Origin of the sequence: Yersinia similis, assembly GCF_001053095.1 — a bacterium.
GTDB classification, from domain to species: domain Bacteria; phylum Pseudomonadota; class Gammaproteobacteria; order Enterobacterales; family Enterobacteriaceae; genus Yersinia; species Yersinia similis.
In genome coordinates this window covers 21934-41684 of sequence record NZ_CGBP01000026.1, presented here as the reverse complement: position 1 = coordinate 41684, position 19751 = coordinate 21934, and the positions used below count along the sequence as shown (strand labels likewise).

The following is a 19751-nucleotide window of genomic DNA, read 5'->3' as shown; positions in this document are numbered from 1 at the left end:
CATGACAGAAAATGATAACGATAACCCGCTGTATGTTATTCGCAGTGGCGGCTGGGTATTCATCGCAGGATTGCAGTGGGAATTAGTCGAAAGTCGATACCGCTATGCGGCTCGCGCCTTCGCACGACGTCATGATGCTGACAGTTTTGCCACAGTTCCCACCAACAAAAATCAATTATTGGCGGGAATTGGCAATCTACACGATGCCGGAGTGATACCCCGGGAGACCCGAAAATCGGCTTCTTTGGCGTTAACCTTGTTGCCAATGCTCGGCAACCACGGTTGGGGCGTGTTCGAACTCGATGATGGCCAGTTCTGGTTTGTCGCAGCCCTTAACGGGCAGTTGTCTGTTCTCTCTGATGTTATCGGCAACAAACAATCAATACGCGATGCGGTGAAAACGTTCCTGAGCTTTGATCTGATGCCGCAGGATGAGCGGACCATTATCTGCCCTCCTGACTTTCTGCCCGATGTAACGGCCGATAATGTGTTGTTAGACAATGCGCTGCCCTCGATCACCGTACCACGCCGCGCCCGGCTGCATCCTCTCTCTAACCGCAAGGCACTGATTGTCTGGTCGGCCATCTTGATCGGTGTATTTGGGGGCTACTACGCGATAACAGAATATCAGTCCCTACAGGAAGCAAAACGCATTGCTGACGTAAGAGCCGCATTTTTAAAGACGAAAGAACAGATTAAGACAGCAACGCCAGCGGCGTTACAGCCCTGGAAAGAACAGCCTGGTCTGGCCACGTTTCTCAGTACCTGCAGTGCGCAATGGAAATCCGCCCCCATCAGTATTGCGGGTTGGCGTTTTCGCACAGCAGATTGCACATCAGGATCCATGAGGCTGGCATGGAGTAAGCCTATTGGGGGAACAGTCGGTGACTTTTCTCGTCGGCTTGCCATCAGGTATCCGGGTAACAAACCCTTGTTCAATATCCCAGGTGGAGCCGATACCGGGGGCGTTACCCTTCCCCTAGCAATGTCCCTCCCGGCCACGCCGGAAATCGTCGGTGATGCGGATAGCCAAACCCAACGACTGACCAATTATGCGCAACAACTGCGGGCAATGCTGAATCTGACTGAAGACAGTGCCTCAACAGTCAAGGTCAATAATGAATTAATCCCGCTTCCCTGGCGCAGTTTCAGTTTCACATTTGCCACTGATATACCGCCCGACAAACTCTTTGCTCCGGCGTTGTTTGATGCCTCTGGCATCCGACTGACGCGGATAACGGTCACTCTGAATAACGCCAGACTGCACTATTCTCTGGAAGGAAAATTGTATGCTCAATAAATACAGCCGCCCGTTGTTGCTGTGCATTCTGTTCGGGCCAACCCCAGGCAGCTATGCTGCGCTGACCACGGCATTACCCGATGTCACCCACACCACTGAAATACAGAAAAGTTCGCCCACTGAGTCTGAGACTCCCTCCTCAGATACTCCGCCAACCCCAACTCGCCTTCATGAGAACTCGGGAAATACGTTAAATCTGGCTCGTCTTGAGCGTATTCAGGCGGATACCTTGCTGTTTGAAGCACAAGCCGCCCGGGCAAAGGCACTGCTCTCTCTGCAGCAAAACAATGGCTATGATGCCTCCCTGCCTGCTCCCTTATCCCAAAGTCTGGTTGCGCCGGTTACAGCCACGGGAGGGATCCCGGGAACAACGTTATCAACACTCCCCACACAAACGGCATTACCGCGCATAGTGGAAATTGCGGGCAGTGGTAAGCATTTACGAACACGCCTGGCATTATCCGATGGTGCTGCGGTTGAACTTAGCGCAGGGCAACGCATTCCCGGCACGAACAACACCGTAAAGACGATTACGGCGCAGGAAGTCCAGATAACGACTTCAACCGGAGAAACTCACACCCTGGCATTTACTGAGTGAGGCTTTTATGTCCGAACTGCTACTGAATGACCTTGCAAGCTGGGTTCACGAACACACCGAAGACGATGGCAGCGTCACATTGATGATTGCTGAACATCACCGCAGTGATGTCCGGGTTCAGTCCTATACCAACCGTGTGCGGCAAACAAAAAAGGTCAACGATATTCAATTCCTGCCCCTCGACCAGATAAAGGCTTATAAGGAACAACAACCGCAACAACAGACTGACAAAACCTTGTTCAGTGATACCCAGAAAAAAGTGATCGCGTATTTCAAAAAGGCGGTTGAACTTAAGGCCTCTGATATTCATCTGGAGATAGGAAAAGGCGGAACAACACGCATCGTGATGCGTATTCACGGTGATTTGGTCAAAGTGGATGCTATTTCAACCAAAGAAGGCGAATTATTAGCCTCTACCATCGTGTTATCGATGTGCGATGTCGCGGAAGCCCAGTTTAATGCCAACCGAAACCAGGATGGCCGGGTGAAAGCGGAGTTTTTGCGGGGGTTGGGCCTTTTTGGTGCACGTTATGCGCACATTCCGGCCGTATATGGATTGTACGTGGTCATGCGTATCTTACCCGACGACAGTGCTACGCCCCCCACGCTGGAGGCATTGGGATTTCTACCTGAACATCAACGCCTTTTGCGCCGAATGTTGCAACGACCGGAAGGTATTATCATCCTGTCAGGGCCAACGGGATCCGGCAAAAGTACCACTCTGCGAACATTCAGTGACTTGTATCTGGAAAGCACCCATCAGTTACGACGCCTGATGACCATTGAAGATCCACCGGAAGGCGAAATAGAGGGGGCAGTACAAACGGCTATCATCGCCGATAAAAATAACCCTGCGGCCGTCTCTCAAGCATGGGTTCGGGCTATTTCTGCTGCATTGCGGCTCGATCCTGATGCCCTGGTTGTCGGGGAAATGCGTGACGAAAACTCAGCAAAAACCAGTATTACGGCCGCAATGACCGGACACCTTCTGTTAACCACTCTGCATGCTAACGACCCCATCAATATACTGGAGCGACTGGCCACGCTGGGTATTAATCCGGCGTTACTGACGGACCCACAATTGATGATCGGACTTATCAGTCAACGGTTGGTGCAATTACTTTGTCCTCGTTGCAAAAAGCCCTGGTCGGTAGAGAAAGAACGGTTATCGCAAGATGATAAAGAGCTGCTTTCAAATATATGCCAGTTAGAGAACCTGTACTTTCGCCATAAAGACGGGTGCCAACATTGTCATATGGGTATTGTTGGCCGCACCGTCATTACCGAGGTCATAAGTCCTGATGCGAAGTTTATGCAAACGTACCGTGACCACGGCAAACTCGCAGCTCGAACTTACTGGCACCGCGAACTCAACGGAATAACCCGCAATACACACCTGTTACACCATATCAATGCCGGTCTGGTTGACCCACTGGCAGCAGATCGCGTGAGCCCGTTAGACGAAGACCAATGGCTTCTGCTCGATAAGGAGGATAAATGAAGAGGCTGAGCAACTTTTTCACCCCCATTATCCGGCCCGATTTACAGATTAAATATCTACAACCGGCAAGACGCTGGCTTTACCGCCACACATTCTCAACTCGTGACCGTTTGTCACTGTATGAAGACCTGGCTTTTCTGCTTGATAACAATCGCACGCTGGAAGTTGCAATCACAAACATGCGAGACAGTGCAACTGACTTTGGTAAACGCAGTTCTCCTTCTGCCATCTGGCTAAATGACTGTTTGAAAGCCCTCAGCAATGGTCAGTCCTTGGATGTAGCGTTGGGCGATTGGATCCCTCGCCAGGAAGCCGCCATTATCAGTGCTGGCGTATTGGATGGCCATATTGCTGATGCATTACGTCGTGCCATGACTGTCGTACAGGGTATCGATGAAATGAAGTCATCCATCTACAGTACCCTGGGATATCCCCTAGCACTGATCGCCACTGTCATTGGCATCATGAATATGGTCAGTGAACATTTCATTCCTCAGTTGGCTAAAATCATTCCTCGAACAACCTGGGAGGGCGGGATATGGTGGCTGGGCGCAACCTCGGATTTCGTTGTTAATCAAGGTGTCTTGCTGTCGTTGTCGGTGGCATTACTCACAGCCTGGATAACCTGGTCATTCAATAATATGACCGGAAAAACCCGTCGCTGGCTTGATTACTTCATTCCCTGGTCGATATATAAAGATTTTCAGGGTGTCGCCTTCCTGCTCAATATCGCCGCCCTGTTACGGGCTGATGTCAAAACGTTGGATGCACTGGATATCCTCTCCCGTAACGCTTCGCCATGGTTACTGGAACGACTTAACGCAGCGCGACGCCTGGTTCGTCAGGGACAACACCTCGGCCTAGCATTGCGTAATACGGGCTATCACTTCCCGTCCAAAGACTGTGTGAACAAACTGGTGTTGCTCACCGACGGTGACAACGCTGCCGGCATCATCGAGAACTATGCCAAACATTGGATGCTCACCACGATCAAACTCATCAAACGCCGGGCGACACGCCTTTCTATCGTGTTGTTCTTGGTGGTCAGTGGTTACATGTTTTTGTTGGTCCAGGTCATTCAACAACTCAATAGCATGGCGGCCCAAATGGGTCAGTAATCGCCTTTATCCCTTCGAATCTCTCTAGCCCTCTGGCTATTTACTGTAATTAAGGAAAACCCAATGAAGAATGTTGCTTCACGGACGCGCCGTGTCCATCGCGGTGTATTGAGCATTGAAATGGTCATAATTCTGGCCGTTATCGTCATTATGGTGATTTACATTTTCTCCAACAGTGGCGGTCTGTTCCGCAAAAATGACACCACAATGGAGCTCGGTAACGCACAAGAGATCATGACCCAAACCCGTACCTTGCTGAAAACGCAAGGTCTGTATGACTTCAGTAATGCGGCATCGATGACCGGTACGTTGGTTCTGTTCGGTGGCGTACCAAACTCCATGACACTCATCGGTGATAAAAGCTCAGGCACGGCGACGGTGATTAACACTTGGGGTGGCGCTGTAACCGTGCAAGCCGAAGCGTCATCTGGCGGCAGTAACACCGGCTTCTCACTGACGTATGAGAGTGTACCGCAGGAGTCTTGTGTGACCATCGCAACAAAAATGTCACAAACTACCGTGGTATCAGAGACCACGATCAACGGCTCTGCAACCGTAGGGGCCGTCTCTGCTGCAAATGCCGGTTCACAGTGTCAGGCTGATAACGGTTCAAACGGAACCAACACGCTGAGATTCAAAAGCATGACTTAACTCACAGCACATCTGTGCTCATCACTGACCGGGCAGGCTATACAGCTTGCCCTTTTTACGGGCTGAGATATGGAAAAATCACACAAGCGCATCGGGCTGGTTTTGGGTCTGATATCACTGCTGTTGAGCCTGTCGGGGAACGCCAGTGCATTCTGTTTTCAGGCGGCAGGAGAACGCTATCAGGTTGATCCTGTGTTGCTTGAAGCCATGGCAGTACAAGAAAGTGGCCTGAACCCCCGGGCAATCAACACAAACCGCGATAAAGCGGGGAAAGCAATAAGCACGGATTATGGCGTTATGCAGATTAACTCCCGCCATATTCCAAAACTGGTTTCAATGGGCGTTATTACGTCTAAAGAAGACTTGCTCAATAACGCGTGTCTCAACGTACAAATAGGCGCGTGGATCCTGGCGACACATCTACAGACCTGTGGTGTTAACTGGAGTTGTCTCGGCTCCTACAACGCCGGGTTCGCGGGCAATAATGAACAACGTCGAATGCTGTACGCCAAACGTATCTACGGTATCTATAACAAGTTATTAGTGCGGAGACCGTCATGACATTACTGACGTTATGTCTGTTAATACCCGTTATGTTCATTGGCTTTGTCGTCATAGGCAGAGACCTGCACCAACAAGCCGCCAATTTCATCCGAGACAATGAAGGTCGCTCTCCCGATAAATGGCCTTATTCCGGCGTAATGACCGTCTTATTCGCATTAATGGCCAGTCTGGTTTTTCTACGAGGCGAATATCAGGAATTACCCAGATTAACGGTATTTCGTGACCTAATTTTACTCGGATGGTGTGTTGTGTTAACACATTTGGATATCGCCAGACACTGGCTACCGCTCCCCTTTACGTTAAGCCTCACCATTAGCGGCATGTTGTTTACCCTGCTTTCTGATACGTTACTACCCTTCCGTCATGCATTGGTTGACTGGGGGGTCATGATGGCATTGCTCTACGGCTTTCGTGTCATGGCCAACAGATACGGGAAGGAACGTTTTGGCCTGGGGGATGTTTATCTTTTGGCCGGTCTGAGTATCTGGTTGACGTTACCTGTCACCGCTGTCATCACATTGATGGCTCTCGGGATCATCACGGTTCAATGGCTGGCCAGCCGCACCGGTTTACTCGTTAATCGGGAGTTTATCCCCTTTGCACCCTATATCTGCTTCTGCCTCGCAATGGTCATATTGGCAGGTATTCCTTCATTTACAGGCTATGTGCTATGAAAAAACAGAATTCTTTGCCCGTTAGCGTTCATCAGGGTGTGCTGGCAATTGAGTTAATGATTGTGCTGGTCATTATTATGCTCGCCGCTATTTACGCTTACCCCCGCTATACCCAGTACATGGAAGAAATGGAATGGGGGGTAGAAGCCAGCAATATGACGACCGTCGGCAGTGCAGCCAAAAGCTATATTCGTGACAATCGCGACACATTGGTCAGTCAGGTCACTGGCGGAACGCCAGTCACGGTGACCTCAGCCCAATTGCAGCAAGAGGGCTATCTGCCTATCGGATTTTCTCTGCAAAATATAGCCGCCCAAACATACATGGTCGCCATCGCCAGAGACCCGGCGTTTAATCGAAAACTGGTCGCCTTTGTGTTAACTGAAGGAGGTCAGACATTCTCTTATAAGGCGTTGCGTTATATCGCGCTAAAAATTGAAGGCTCCGGCGGGTATGTGTGGACAGATAACATTGCGGTGGGCGCGGTTGGGGGGTGGGAAAAGAATCTGACAACCTTCGGGCTGGCGGCTGAGTCTGGTCGACCGCTTACCTGGTTATCTTCTGATATTCTCGGTACTGATACGCAAGAAAGTGACCGTTTATATCGTTATGAAGTCGGTGGGCGTCCCGACTTAAATCGAATGCACACCAATATCGATTTGAATAAGAATAATCTCAACAACGTGAAAGATATTAACGCCGAAACCGGCACGTTCAGTGAAACAGTCACTGCGGAGGGTGATATCAAAAGCAATACCGGTTGGTTAATAACACAAAGTGGAAAAGGTTGGTTGAATGAGGAGCACGGCGGTGGATTCTATATGAATGATAACGATTGGATCCGTACCGTTAATAACAAAGGCATTTATACCGGGGGTCAATTGCGGGGCGGGTCTGTTCATGCAGAAGGCCGTCTAGGCACGGATGAATTTCTTCAACTCAATAAAGTGATGATAGCAGGTCAGGCGTGTGAAATAGGGACGTTAACCCGCGATACAGAAGGTGCCCCTCTTTTCTGCCAGGCAGGAATATGGACCAGTATCGGCGGCGGCGGAATGTCGCGTGCTGGCGTCAATAACTTAGATGTCGTATCAAACGGGTCATATAAGGTTTTACTCGTCACCGTGTCCAGCTTGTTTAATCCCGCCGATGGTTCTCATACCGGTTCAGCTGACTTTAATGTGTACGTAGACGGAGGCTTGGTTGGCGTAGTCAGTACCCGTATCCAGGTTAATAAAAGCGGGAGTAACGGCCATTACTGGGGTTACCAAAATTTCGGTGTCGCTCAAAAACAACTGGCCGTCAATGTAAAATCAAACAGTCGGATCACGGTAACACTGGCGAACAGTGCCTATCACAACACCAGCGATGTCCGTATAGATTTGACGTCCTGACCCCTCGTATCACCCTATCTCCGATATTCACGCTATTAGGAAACCTCAATAATGAAATTATCGTATTTGGCCTCTTTTGGCCTTTTTTTGCTGTCTGGTTGTCATGCCCGCCAGGCCGACCACCCTACGCCCCCGCCACAACTCGCATCAGCCAATACCGCTCAGCTTCAAGCTACACAACAGGATCTGTACCTGAAGGGCGCATTAAACCAGAAAGCACCTCATATTCCTGGCAGTATCACAGCAAACAGTCAGCGACTTTCAGTTGATTGGGAGGGGGATGCCGTTGAACTCCTGGCACAATTAGCCCGTCAACGTGGTCTCACATTTGCTTACAGTGGAGTCCGTTTACCCCTGCCAGTCAGTATTCATGTACGCGAAGTGACCTTTGAAAATATTTTACGTCAGCTAGAGACGCAAATTGGCTGGAGAGCAACGTTCAAACAGCAATCCCTTGAATTACATCTGCATTTCTCTTTACCCGATAAAGAGGGGCGTCTTGCATGAAAAAGACTTTATTCGCTGCCGTCATACTGTTCGCCCTTCCCGCACTGGCGGTAGAAGAACCGGCCCCGCCTCCAGGCATGGATGCTTATCTGAGTCCATCAGATAACAGTCGTAACGGAATGAGTGACACGGTCTATCAGATGTTGACAGAAGCTGGCCGCACCGTCGGTTTTCGCGGAGGGAAAGCGCAACGTGCATGGGAGCTACAAACAGCACTGATCAGTAAAGAGAGCACTCTAAACACCGTGTATGACTTTCGTCCCCTCATTACTCGCCAGGGTTGGTTACCGCCTGTCATCGCTGCCTCAAAAGATATTGCACACATCACCCCGGACCAGATACGCACGGCAACCAGCGTATATAAAATTGTGGTGCCGGAACGTTTTGTCAGTAACCCCCCGGGATGGAGACAGTATCTCCTGGCGGGGCTCAATACCGGGCGCACTGCATTGCCAGAATCCAGCGTTCATCCTAAAGACGGCCAACAAAGAACTGTATGGCGGCAAGCGATTGAAAAGGGATGGGCTGAGGGGCGAGAGAGTGCAGATAACACTCTGGAGGCTAACTTTAGCCGATTGACCCGCGATTATGCCGGCATGTTGCAATACTCGACATTGCTACAACAAGGAATGATAAAAGCACCACGGATCACCGAACAACAGCAGACAGTCACTGGTACCCGTGACCAATTGATGATCGGCGACAAAGTGAAACGATTGAAAGAGCGTGCTGGCTTCGACATTGATAAAACCCATTGGCAACCTGTTATCACACAGGAGAAATAGCGCCATGTCGGACAAAATGCTTGTTCCCTTTGATTTCTCTGGGGGACTTACCGCTGATAGCTTGCGCAATTTCTTTACCTGGTGTGCGAGAAATGATGTTTCGGATATTCATTTGCAGGGCGGTAATCACATCATTGTGAGTCGATTTGGTCGTTTACTGAAAGTCAGTGAGTTTCGCGTCGAAGATGCCCAGCTAACCAAATGGATTGATGAGGTATTTACACCAGAAGTAAAAGCGATGGTCAAATCAGGCAAAGGGGTTGACCGGCCTCTTCAGCTCGATGGGGATGCGAATCAACGTTATGGATTGAATCGAGGCGAGCGCCTGCGGTTTCGAGCCAATTTTATTCAAGCGACGATTGGCCGGCAAGAACTGACTACGGCCGTTACACTCCGAATCCTCCCCACTGTCATCCCTACTTTAGAAACGCTGGGTTTGGAAGATGAGTTAAAGCTCAATCTACTCCCACACAAAGGCCTTATTCTGGTGTGCGGTGAGACGGGGTCAGGTAAATCAACCCTTCTTGCGTCAATTTATCAGTATTGTGGACGGTTATACCCTGATAGAAAAATTGTCACGTTCGAAGATCCAATAGAATACATTCTCGCGACACCCGATAACGTGTTACCACCGACTCAATCCCAAATTCGTCGAGATGTTCCCAGCTTTGCGGAAGGATTACGTCTGGCGCTACGACAAGCACCGGATTTGATTGGTGTGGGGGAAATTCGTGATCTGGAAACCATTCTCGGCGCCATCGCCTGTGGTCAGTCAGGGCATTTATGTTTGTCTACCATGCACACTCATTCCCCGGGCGAAACGATCCCACGTGCCGTTCTGATGTTCCCCCCGGAAATGCGAGAAGCGGCGGCCCGAGATATTCTCGGTGTTATTCAGGTTATTGTGGTGCAACGGCTGTTACGTACTACTGACGGTAAACGTCAGGCCATCAGGGAATATCTGGTCTTTAATGAAGAAATTCGTCATGAACTGGCCGGTTTGAATTACACCCTCTGGGGTAACTGGATTGACAATCATCTCCAGTCAAAGCAAGCCACCATCATCGATGCTGCCTGGCGCTTATATCAGGAAGGTCGTATTGATCGCGTAGAAATGCTCACCGTTGTCAGCCCTAGCCAGCTATTGACGTTAGAAACCCTACCTGTCTGACCCCCATATTTACCTCATATAAGGAGAACCTATGAAAGTCTCGCTCTGGCGGGATGCATCACGGCCATTGACCATTTACGGTATTCCGGCGTTGTTATTAACGATTTACTTCGCCTGGTTCCGTTGGCCGTCATTAATGACGCTGTATATCTGCACCACGATCATCATCGTCTTCAAGATCCTCGCGTATTTCGGCTACACCCTGACGGTTCTAACCCAGCGAGTTATCCATTTGATGCGGGGCAATCCCATTACGGGTCGCCCATGGTGGTATCGCAAATTCTTTGAATAACAGAGGAACATGGCAATGCAGAAACGTACTTATCTCACCATTATGCCGGATAACAAAAAGGACGCGCTGCGTGCAGCGGGCCGGCTTCCGGATGGGGGCTATCCCCTTGAATACGACAGGTCACAAAAACTCTGGTTTGCGAAGGAGGAAGCGGACCTTGAGAAAGTTAAGGCCTGGTTGCCGGAAAACACCGTCACAGGACAGATACAAACCGTCGCGGAAAACCTGACACCCGTTGATGAGTTTGCACAGGAGCTAAGCGAGGCAGGGTTCGTTCTGCCCGATAATGGCCTGCCGGAGATGGATGGCAAACGGCACCGGGTTGCTACGGAAGGTGATAAAGCAGGCAGCAAATCCGGCGTGTATCAGGGTTACATGGATGGCCGTCCTGCTGGCTGGTACCAGAATCACCGCGCAAGCGAAGGAAAGGTGAACTGGACATCCACCGGGAGTTATGAGTATGACCCAGCTGGGTCGCTGAAACAGCGTGCACTGGCGGCCCAGAAGCGTTGGGATCGGGAGTTGAAAGACCGGACAGACTATACGCGGATAGCGAAAACGTTGACTCGCCAATGGTCGAAAATGCCTCCTGCACCGGATACTCACGCTTACCTTTCACGTAAAGGTGTGTCGGCTGCTAGCGGTGTCAGACTGGATATCTATGACAATCTGGTCATTCCACTGCGAAACAGCGATGGCGAGCTCCGCACGCTGCAGTACATCAAGCCAGACGGTACCAAAAACCTGAAGAAGGATGCCGAGAAGACCGGTAATTTCTTCGTCGTTGGCGGCGAACTACGTCCACAACTTCCCATTCTCTATGCCGAGGGATATGCCACTGCGGCAAGCCTGCATCAGGCCACCGGCATTCCGGTAGTGATGACGGTCGACGCGGGAAACATGGTGACAGTGTCACGAAATCTTAAAGCACTTTACCCCGTTACGGCCCACATCATCCTTGGCGAAGATGACTTCACGAAAACCGATAACAAAGGACTCAATAAAGCCCGGGAGGCCGCAGCGGCTATTGATGGCACTTATATCATCCCGCAATTTACTGAAAGCGAACGCGCACGGGCATTCGCCGGCACCGGTTCATTCAGCGATTTCAACGACATTCATTCATCACGGGGACTTGATGCCGTGCGCGACCAGCTGTCTCCAGTTCTTGACCCTTTACTCCCTGACTGGCGTCAGACCTTCACAGAGGAACATTCCATGCCAGACACCCACCTAAGACAGGACGATCCTGAAGAGCAACTACCGGAACCCGCTGATATTGCAGAATATGCGGCTTATATGCAGCAGGAGTCTTTTTCACCATCCCCGGAAAGTGAAAATCACGTTCTCGGGCAGAACAGCAGCGATGCGGCAGAAGCTGTATCAGCACCTGCTGAAGCAACACCTGCAGCATCTGATGCAGAAATAGCACCAATTTACGCTGAAAATGAACCAGGAATAGTGAGTTCACTGCCACCTGATGCAGACGCAACAGATACCACGCAACATGTCGAAAAAACAGGGGGCGTTCACACTGAAATCGTCAGCCAGCCAGAACAAACCGATGTTCCGGTAGGGTCAGCGGAGGTCATATCCGAAGCAGACATAACGCAGACGGAGATTTCGCCAGCCCCTGTGATACCACATGATGATAAATCTACGGCTAGTTTTGAAACGGCATTTGAAGAACTGGCATCAAATTTCAACGAGTTAATGAACAAAGCTGATACGTTGGATGTCGCCAGCCTGCAGAGAGAAATTGATCTACTCAGCAAAAAGAGTATTGGACTTCGTAACTACTGGATGAGTTCAGATAGTTACACTACAAGTGCAGGTTTTGAAGAGCCAAGCATTGCTCTCGAAGAGTCACTGCGTGAAATTCTCAGTCAGAAAATTGATATCAAACACGCCAAACCTTCTACGCCAGATGATACCCGCGCTGAGCCAGCCTCATTCGCCTCAATGCTTAATGTTAATGACACCCCGCCAGAAGACGAATCACATCCAGAAAAGATGACCAGCAGTGAGCAACCTCAAAATAAATCAGTTGATAACAGTATTCATATAGACCCAGTTGACAGTGCTGAAAATGACCAACCTCGACGAGCAATACCGGTTAACCTTGATGCTTTGCTTCAAAATGTCACCCATGAGTACGAAGGCAATACTGTTGTCTATTTTTATGAAGGGGTACGGGCTTTTGTCGATCATGGCAATCACATCACCATGGCGACCCCCGAAGCCAGCCAGAATGTCACGTTGGTCTTGGCCGCCCTCCTCGTCGCCAGACAACATTATCATGGCAAAATTGAACTCACCGGCAGCGACGAGTTTAAACAACGCGCCATAAATTTGATTGCCGAACACAATCTTGAACTGGTGCTGAAAAATCCAATACAACAATTGATGTTGGATGAAGCGCATAAATTACTGGCACAACAGCGTAATGATACATCCGTATCAACGCCATCTGTTGACGGTATTGTTTTGACACCAGCCAATCAGGCGGAACCTTCGACGTCAGCGGTACCTGGCGTAAATCCCCAAACTCAGGCACCGACAGTGCAAGCACCCGGCAATATGGGTTTCCCACCTCAATCTCAACCGCGACCTCAACAAGACGCGGCTCAACCTGAAACGGCAGGGTTAACCGGTAAATTGCTGGCGCATGGCGAGGCACCTTACAATTTTGATGATACCAACAGCATGAGTTACCACGTAAAAATGCGGACTGCTGACGGTGAAAAAGTCATTTGGGGCAAGGAACTTAACGGGGCATTAGCCGATAGCGGTATGAATATCGGCGATATCATTTCGTTACGTTGTCTTGGCCAACAGCCTGTTACCGTAAACTCCCCGGTGAAGGACACAGAGACGGGAAAAATACTTCGTTGGGAGAAAATTGACGCCATGCGCAATCAGTGGGAAGTGAAGTCTGCCATTGATAATCGCCTTCTGGTACCCGACCGTCAGCAGGCATTTCCTCCGGCGTCATTATTGGCCTATGACATGGCGTCATTCCAACAGGTTCAACAAACGGTTATCGCAGCCAGTGGAATAACATTACCCCTACTCACGAACCATTCAGCCCTGCTCTGGTTACAACCCGATGGCCGTGGTGCGGCCCAGCATGGCAATCCACAAACAGCAAAACTACCGGTAGCCAGCCAAGACAGCGGAACGCCTGTCATGACAGGGTATCTGCCTGATGGCCAGTTATCCTTACAGTTGGTAAAAGCGCACGGAGACTACCTGCAAGGCATTGTTTTGCATAAAGGGGAGTATCAGCATGTTCTTGGCCAGCTTTGTACACGAGAAAATGGCTCACGCTATTTGACTCTCAATATTGTCGAACCCGATGGCTTAAGGCCAATCGGTCATGGTAATGCAGTCAACCAGGTTCGCGGGGCAGTAGTCGCGTATAACACTTTTGTTTTTCGCCTAAGCGGTGACAACGAAAAAGTGGTCGCCAAGCTGGATAGTCCCGAAAAAATGGAGGCGGTCTTGCATAAAAAACTGGGTTTTACGAAACGGTTTACCCCAGTAACTCCAGTCTCTGACGCCATCGTAAAAGCAGAAAATAAACCGCTAGTCAGACCCGACAATTCCCCTCGCCCGGGAATGTAGAGGTATTCATGAAAAAATCGTGCAATTTACTGCTCTGTGCTCTGTTGCTGACAGCCACTATGTCCAGTCAGGCCGCAATTTGTCGCGCTTACAGCGCCGCTCAAGTGGGCAGTCAGTCGGGATATGACCGAGCAAAGAAAGCAGCTGATGCCTGGTCAGAACGAGAGAATCAGGCAACTGATGCACTCCAGCAATGTCTCGGGGATATCAGTACGTCAATAACCATGCCGACGTTCCCTAATTTGGCCGATATTTTGAATGGGATAAAAGACAAGATTTGTGCCGCTGCCCGCGACAAAATTTCTGACTATATACCCAGCAATATTGACCCTTGGGGAGATTTGAGTGTGTCAGACTACTCTATCCCTACAACCTCAGTTCAGGTTTCACGCAGCGCCGCCCCGACGACTAATAGCAGCTCGCCATTCAATCTCAACTAACTACGGCCGCACGTTCTTAGCCGGAAGTCTCCTGTCCGAGGTCATTGATAATGAAAAAACGTCCCGGCCCTGCCGGTGCGGGCAACAGTGTGCCCGCACCCTATCAAGCCGCATTCCTGTTACATCAACAAAATCAACTGGGTGCCAGTGTTGCCCGTAGCGCCCTGAAACTGAATATCATGTTAAGTGCTGCTCTCTTGATCTCACTGATCGTTATCCTCGGGTTGGGCTGGAAAGTGGCACATCCTCCGGTTAAATACTTCGCCACGGTAAATGGAAGGGTTGTGGAAATTTTCCCCACAGACCAACCCGCGTATAGCCAGGATGAAGTCACTGAATTTGGTGCGGCAACCATCCGTAAAGCATTCACACTCGATTTTGTCCATTACAAGCAACAAATGAACGCTGTCTCTGACCGATTCTCAAGAGAAGGATATATCAGCTACTACAACGCATTAACGGCGTCCAACGTACTGAGCTCAATAACCGGTAAGAAAATGAACCTGTCTCCCTCGGTTGAACCCGGCGTCGTAAGGACCAAAGGGCTACTCGATAATGGGGTCTATGCCTGGGAAATTCAGTACCCCGTGTCCCTAAAGCTGGAAGGGCAAACCAACTCACTTCCGGCACAGAGATTCATCTTCTCAGTATTTATCCAACGTGCTGACGTCACAGATAAACCTGACGGTTTAGAGGTCACTCAACTGGTGACGTTAGAACCTCAATAATGGGATATAAACCATGAAAACTCTCCACATTTGCTTACTTGCCTGCTTGTCTGCAGGTCAGTCCTTTGCCGCTGATAGCCCTGGAGGCTGGCAACCTGCCACCTCAGCACATAAGCCCGCTGCACCAACCGCCATCGCGCCCGCCATTACCGCACCATCGCCCATTCAAGAACCACAGGCAAAATCACCGTTGCCTACACCATCAGCGGCGCTCAGTTATGCACAAGATCAAGCGACACCTCTCACGGGGGAGGAAATAAAACAGCTCAACAGATCAGCCGATGATGCCAGTCGTGGCCGAGCTTATCAGCCCACAGTTGCGGTCCCGCGTATCAGTTCGCTAACCGTGAATCTGTCTCCCGGATCCAGTATTCCTATTCTGCGAACCGCCATGAATCAGAGCAGCAGTGTCACTTTCTCCGACAGTACCGGTGCCCCCTGGAAATTGGGTGCGCCACCTTACAACTCCAACAGTGCCGGTTTTCAAGTGGAGTACATCGCCGGGAGCGCCATCATGACTGTGCAGGCAATGCGCCGATATGACACCGGCAATGTCACTGTTTACTTGGAAGGTTTGTCGGTGCCGGTCGTGGTAAATCTGGCCAGTGGTGAACCCGACGACAAATCAACATCACAGATTATGGACAGTCGTCTGGACCTGCGCATTCCAATGCGGGGACCTGATGCTAAAGCCATGGCTCAACCTGAGACAAAAATTGGTATCTACAACACAGTATTACAGTCATTTTTAGACGGTATTCCCCCTAAAGACGCTAAACGACTAAAAACCACCGGCAATGTGGCAGCAACCACCGTCTGGCAATTGGGTGATGACCTTTATATCCGTTCTAGGAGTGAGATCCGTGATGAGTTTGAGGAGACCCAATCCTCTATTGATGGCACTTATCTCTGGAAACTCCCCTTAACACCCTATGTCAGCTTCTCTGTCATGGGCCGCACTGAGTCTTTGACCATCCATTTGGAGTAAACAATGATCATTGAAAAAGAGGCTGCCAGTGATACGCGTAAATCTGTTGCGATCATCGGTACCGGCGTTATCACCGCGTTATGTGTGATTTATCTGGGTTACAGCTGGTTAAACTCCCCTCCCGTAGCCCGGTCTGTTTATGACATAAATAAAGTGGCAACCAATGCGGGGCGAACAACAACAGAAAGCCCGGAATATCGGGAATTATTGGAGAAATACAACACAGAAAAAGCAGCAAAAGCTCGTCAGGAGGGGAAGAGTTTTGTTGCTCAAATCCGTCAAGGCTCTGAAGGGGCTGGGGCCAAAACACTGACCACCCCGCAATCGGTCATACTGAATCAAACGCCACCGGCAACGACGGCTGGCGCGGCACAAGTACAGCAACAAGTTCCCGCCTTCAGTGAGAACCGCAAGAAAGCCATCGACTCACTGCTAAAAGAGTTGAACTCACACTGGTCCCCTGTAGGGTTTCAACTGGCATCAGCGGCAGGAGGCAATGAGGGAGCTGCTGGTGAGGGGCAATCGGGGGCATTTTCACAGTGGACCTCAAGCCTCTCATCACCCACAGCTCCCTCCCGGCAATCCTTCGATGACAGCAATATGCCTGATATCCAGCTGATACCGCCTTATACCCGAACGCCGGGGGTGATTGAAACAGCTGTCGACTCCGATAACCCGGGATCACAAGTTATCGCCCGCATCCCAGCTGGGCCGTATGCGGGCGCAATGTTGCATGCCAGTAGCGTTCAGTTGGCGGGAGACGGCGTGAATATTCACTTCACCCGGATGGCCTGGGGTGGCGAAACCTACACGGTCGACGCCTATGCGTTGAGCGATGAAACGCTTCAATCCTCGGTCGCCAGTAACGTCAATAATCGCTATTTTTCACGCATTATTTTACCCGCGCTGGCGATGGGGATCGGCCGCACGGGTCAGCTTTATGAGCAGGCTAATTCACAAAACATCATTACCCCTCAAGGGGGGATTATTCAAACCAGTACCGGTACTCCCAATGGTTCAGCGGTTGCCGGTACGATTGTAGGCGGGATCGGAAGTCAGGCAGGCCAGGTAATGGCCAGTGATGCTGCCCGTTTACCGGTAAAACAAGCCACTGTTGAGCCCAATCAGGTTATTGCTATCCAGTTTATTGGCGGAGTTTATCAGAGTGATAATATTCGCAGCAAAAGTGGCCAACAAAAAATTCAGCAACAAACCCAGGCACAACCACGCCAACTCACATCCCAGTCGCCCCCGGTAACAGCGCAGCCAACAACCTTGAATAGAACACCGAGCCCGTACACCCCGCGCTATGACAATCGTTAATCAGAAGGACCACACAATGAAGCAGGAAAAACCGGATATCTTTGGTCTCAACGCCCCCGAGATACATCCCGATAATGGGGAAAACGATGACACGCTTTACAATGATGCCCCCGATTCAGACGACGAGGCAGCTTCCGTGGTGTTGGAGGAAACTCCCCCTAAGCGCTGGTTTGGTCTGGGAAAAGTAGAATGCATCGGATTGGCCATTTTCATTCTATTAGGGGGAATTTACATTGTCTGGCCTCAAAGTCAGGACACTGGAGCCGCGCCTCAGTTTGTCGAAAGAAAATCGTCACCGGAGCCGGTGAACCAAACGGAGTGGTCATCAGCCTACCAGGGCAATACCTCACCCGACATGCCTGTTCGCAGCAGTTCTGTATTTTCTGACCCATTGACCAGCTTTAAAAAAGACATGGCAGCGGTTCTTGAATCCCGTCGCGTTTATGCTGAAGAGAACCGCGAGGCCATACAGGCAATATCCGACCGACTGGATGCGTCAGATAAGCAGGTTAAAGTCTTGGCGCAACAACTCGGCGATATGGCTATTCGACTGGAAAGTGTTCGTTCCCAGCCTGCCACACAGGCAAAAGCCAGCGTAACATCCACACCCACAGTAACCAAAAGTGTGGCACGGAGCACACCTCGGGTCAGCACATCGGGCTACAGCATCAATACTTTATGGCAAGGGATGGCGTGGGTTTCCCATCAAGGCAGCACCTATGCCGTTCGTGAGGGCGATACTCTGGGTAACGTGCTGATCAAAAGGATTGATTCGGATAAGCGCCAGATTGAGACCTCTGCCGGCATTATCCGCTGAGAGGGGCAGTATGAATAATGACCTGATACAGATGTTGGTCAATCTGGCCAATAATCTCACGCAATCCGGCATCAAGTTCATCATGGCGTTAGCCCTGATCATGGGGATAGTCAGCGCTATCTTGTATCTGGTACGTGTTACTCGCCCCAAAAACCACATGACCGGCTCGGATACCAGTCTGGGCAAGATTGTGGCATTCCTTATTTTGTGCGGTGGGCTCATTGCACTCAAACAGATGATGAACGCGACCGCACACCAACTGGGATTCGGTGATGTCACTTTTGATGCGATTACCTATGCATCCACCGCAAAATACGGGGCAGCAGCTGAGGCGATCAACGCCGTATTAACGCTGTTACAAGTCGTGGGGGCAATTTACTTCTATCAAGGGGTACAGCGGATCAAACGTTCGCTGATAGATGGCCATACAGGGCTAAGTGCAGGTGAAGATGTTTCTACTGGCGTCGTCAAAGCATTGATAGGGATCTTACTTCTCTGTAATCCCTACTTCCTTTCTGCACTTCAGAATACCGTTAAAATCGCCTGGTAATACGGGGTTAACACAACTCGCCTCTTAACACGCAGTTCATTCTGACCACTTTCCCCGTGCGTAACATCAGGATTTAACAAAAATCCTACGCATCGCCGTTGTTGTTTTTCATGTTTATTTTTCTTAAATCAGGAGTTTTTATGCACGTTCTTAACCACATTTCATTGTTTATCTGTACTCGCCTCTGTCTGGCCGCTGAGCGCACAGGCCGCAAAATGGTTCAGGGTTTGGTGTTTATTGTGACGTTATGTACCGCCCAGGCAGCGACCGCTGATGATGATATTGCGGGCATGATCAATAGCATGACTGACGGTATCTATAGCGTTAAGCCCGGACTGATGAAGGCGGCTCAGGTGGCCGGTATAGGGTGTGTACTCGTCGGGATTGCTTTATGGGCCCGTAAAAAGAATGACCCGCATGTCAAAGGCTCTCACATTGCTATTTCAATTGGCATTGGTTGCATCCTTATCGCTCTGGACCAGTTCATTAAGCGTGGCCAAAGCCAGGCCGGTCTCCAGCCGGTCAGTGTCGGCTGATGATAAATGCCCCGTACAAATCAGTGCGGGGTTTGAGATGATTAATCTGGAGTCCTAACCATGCGTTTTTTAGCGATAGCCTGGCTTTCTATAACCCAGGCTTTTGTTTGTTTAGTCATCATCCCTGCTGGGATTGTGGCCACCTTTCTTATCATGGGAATTTTGCATTCTGGCGGTCAGAGCCGTC

Annotated in this window: 20 protein-coding genes; all 20 read left to right on the top strand. The window is 50.2% G+C overall.

The genetic code is table 11. From position 1 onward, the window contains the following. Nucleotide 1 precedes the first annotated feature (1 nt). The 20 genes from pilO2 to AC971_RS16580 all read left to right on the top strand — a co-directional run bounded on the left by pilO2 (nt 2) and on the right by AC971_RS16580 (nt 19564). Nucleotides 2-1300 carry a type 4b pilus protein PilO2 gene (gene pilO2, locus AC971_RS16675; RefSeq protein WP_025384555.1) on the top strand — a complete coding sequence of 433 codons (1299 nt, stop codon included), beginning with the start codon at nt 2-4 and terminating at the stop codon, nt 1298-1300. Further along, nucleotides 1290-1898 carry a type IV pilus biogenesis protein PilP gene (gene pilP / locus AC971_RS16670; protein WP_025384554.1) on the top strand — a complete coding sequence of 203 codons (609 nt, stop codon included), beginning with the start codon at nt 1290-1292 and terminating at the stop codon, nt 1896-1898. The genes pilO2 and pilP overlap by 11 nt, the downstream gene beginning before the upstream one ends. Nucleotides 1899-1905: 7 nt before the next feature. Beyond that, on the top strand, nt 1906-3399 hold the full coding sequence (locus AC971_RS16665) for a GspE/PulE family protein (protein ID WP_025384553.1): 1494 nt from the start codon (nt 1906-1908) through the stop codon (nt 3397-3399). After that, complete coding sequence (locus AC971_RS16660) at nt 3396-4517, top strand: type II secretion system F family protein (protein ID WP_025384552.1); 1122 nt, start codon at nt 3396-3398, stop codon at nt 4515-4517. The genes AC971_RS16665 and AC971_RS16660 overlap by 4 nt, the downstream gene beginning before the upstream one ends. A 63-nt stretch (nt 4518-4580) precedes the next feature. Next, nucleotides 4581-5168 carry a type 4 pilus major pilin gene (locus AC971_RS16655; protein WP_025384551.1) on the top strand — a complete coding sequence of 196 codons (588 nt, stop codon included), beginning with the start codon at nt 4581-4583 and terminating at the stop codon, nt 5166-5168. A gap of 69 nt (nt 5169-5237) precedes the next feature. Next, nucleotides 5238-5729, top strand: a complete 492-nt coding sequence (locus AC971_RS16650) for a lytic transglycosylase domain-containing protein (protein ID WP_025384550.1) — start codon at nt 5238-5240, stop codon at nt 5727-5729. Further along, the gene (locus tag AC971_RS16645) at nt 5726-6406 is read left to right on the top strand and encodes a prepilin peptidase (protein ID WP_025384549.1); all 681 of its coding nucleotides are present in this window, start codon (nt 5726-5728) and stop codon (nt 6404-6406) included. The genes AC971_RS16650 and AC971_RS16645 overlap by 4 nt, the downstream gene beginning before the upstream one ends. Beyond that, nucleotides 6403-7800, top strand: coding sequence for a shufflon system plasmid conjugative transfer pilus tip adhesin PilV (gene pilV, locus AC971_RS16640; protein ID WP_025384548.1), 1398 nt, complete (start codon nt 6403-6405; stop codon nt 7798-7800). The genes AC971_RS16645 and pilV overlap by 4 nt, the downstream gene beginning before the upstream one ends. Nucleotides 7801-7851: 51 nt before the next feature. Continuing rightward, nucleotides 7852-8307: a DotD/TraH family lipoprotein gene (locus AC971_RS16635; protein WP_025384547.1), complete on the top strand. Its 456-nt coding sequence runs from the start codon at nt 7852-7854 to the stop codon at nt 8305-8307. Beyond that, a complete protein-coding gene (locus tag AC971_RS16630) occupies nt 8304-9092 on the top strand; it encodes a type IV secretion system DotC family protein (RefSeq protein ID WP_025384546.1) in 789 nt (262 codons plus the stop codon). The genes AC971_RS16635 and AC971_RS16630 overlap by 4 nt, the downstream gene beginning before the upstream one ends. A gap of 4 nt (nt 9093-9096) precedes the next feature. Next, nucleotides 9097-10263, top strand: coding sequence for a plasmid transfer ATPase TraJ (gene traJ, locus AC971_RS16625; protein WP_025384545.1), 1167 nt, complete (start codon nt 9097-9099; stop codon nt 10261-10263). A 31-nt stretch (nt 10264-10294) separates the two neighbouring features. Continuing rightward, the gene (gene icmT, locus AC971_RS16620; RefSeq protein ID WP_025384544.1) at nt 10295-10555 is read left to right on the top strand and encodes an IcmT/TraK family protein; all 261 of its coding nucleotides are present in this window, start codon (nt 10295-10297) and stop codon (nt 10553-10555) included. A 15-nt stretch (nt 10556-10570) separates the two neighbouring features. Then, a complete protein-coding gene (locus AC971_RS16615) occupies nt 10571-14182 on the top strand; it encodes an LPD7 domain-containing protein (RefSeq protein ID WP_025384543.1) in 3612 nt (1203 codons plus the stop codon). An 8-nt stretch (nt 14183-14190) separates the two neighbouring features. Then, nucleotides 14191-14622, top strand: coding sequence for a hypothetical protein (locus AC971_RS16610; RefSeq protein ID WP_025384542.1), 432 nt, complete (start codon nt 14191-14193; stop codon nt 14620-14622). 50 nt (nt 14623-14672) lie between these two features. Further along, the gene (locus AC971_RS16605; protein WP_025384541.1) at nt 14673-15350 is read left to right on the top strand and encodes a DotI/IcmL/TraM family protein; all 678 of its coding nucleotides are present in this window, start codon (nt 14673-14675) and stop codon (nt 15348-15350) included. 13 nt (nt 15351-15363) lie between these two features. Then, nucleotides 15364-16338, top strand: a complete 975-nt coding sequence (locus AC971_RS16600) for a DotH/IcmK family type IV secretion protein (RefSeq protein WP_025384540.1) — start codon at nt 15364-15366, stop codon at nt 16336-16338. 3 nt (nt 16339-16341) lie between these two features. Further along, nucleotides 16342-17661: a conjugal transfer protein TraO gene (traO, locus tag AC971_RS16595; protein WP_025384539.1), complete on the top strand. Its 1320-nt coding sequence runs from the start codon at nt 16342-16344 to the stop codon at nt 17659-17661. Between the two features lie 16 nt (nt 17662-17677). Beyond that, nucleotides 17678-18478, top strand: coding sequence for a conjugal transfer protein TraP (gene traP, locus AC971_RS16590; protein ID WP_025384538.1), 801 nt, complete (start codon nt 17678-17680; stop codon nt 18476-18478). A gap of 10 nt (nt 18479-18488) precedes the next feature. Beyond that, a complete protein-coding gene (traQ, locus tag AC971_RS16585; RefSeq protein WP_025384537.1) occupies nt 18489-19028 on the top strand; it encodes a conjugal transfer protein TraQ in 540 nt (179 codons plus the stop codon). 140 nt (nt 19029-19168) lie between these two features. After that, a complete protein-coding gene (locus AC971_RS16580; RefSeq protein ID WP_025384536.1) occupies nt 19169-19564 on the top strand; it encodes a DUF6750 family protein in 396 nt (131 codons plus the stop codon). Nucleotides 19565-19751 lie beyond the last annotated feature (187 nt).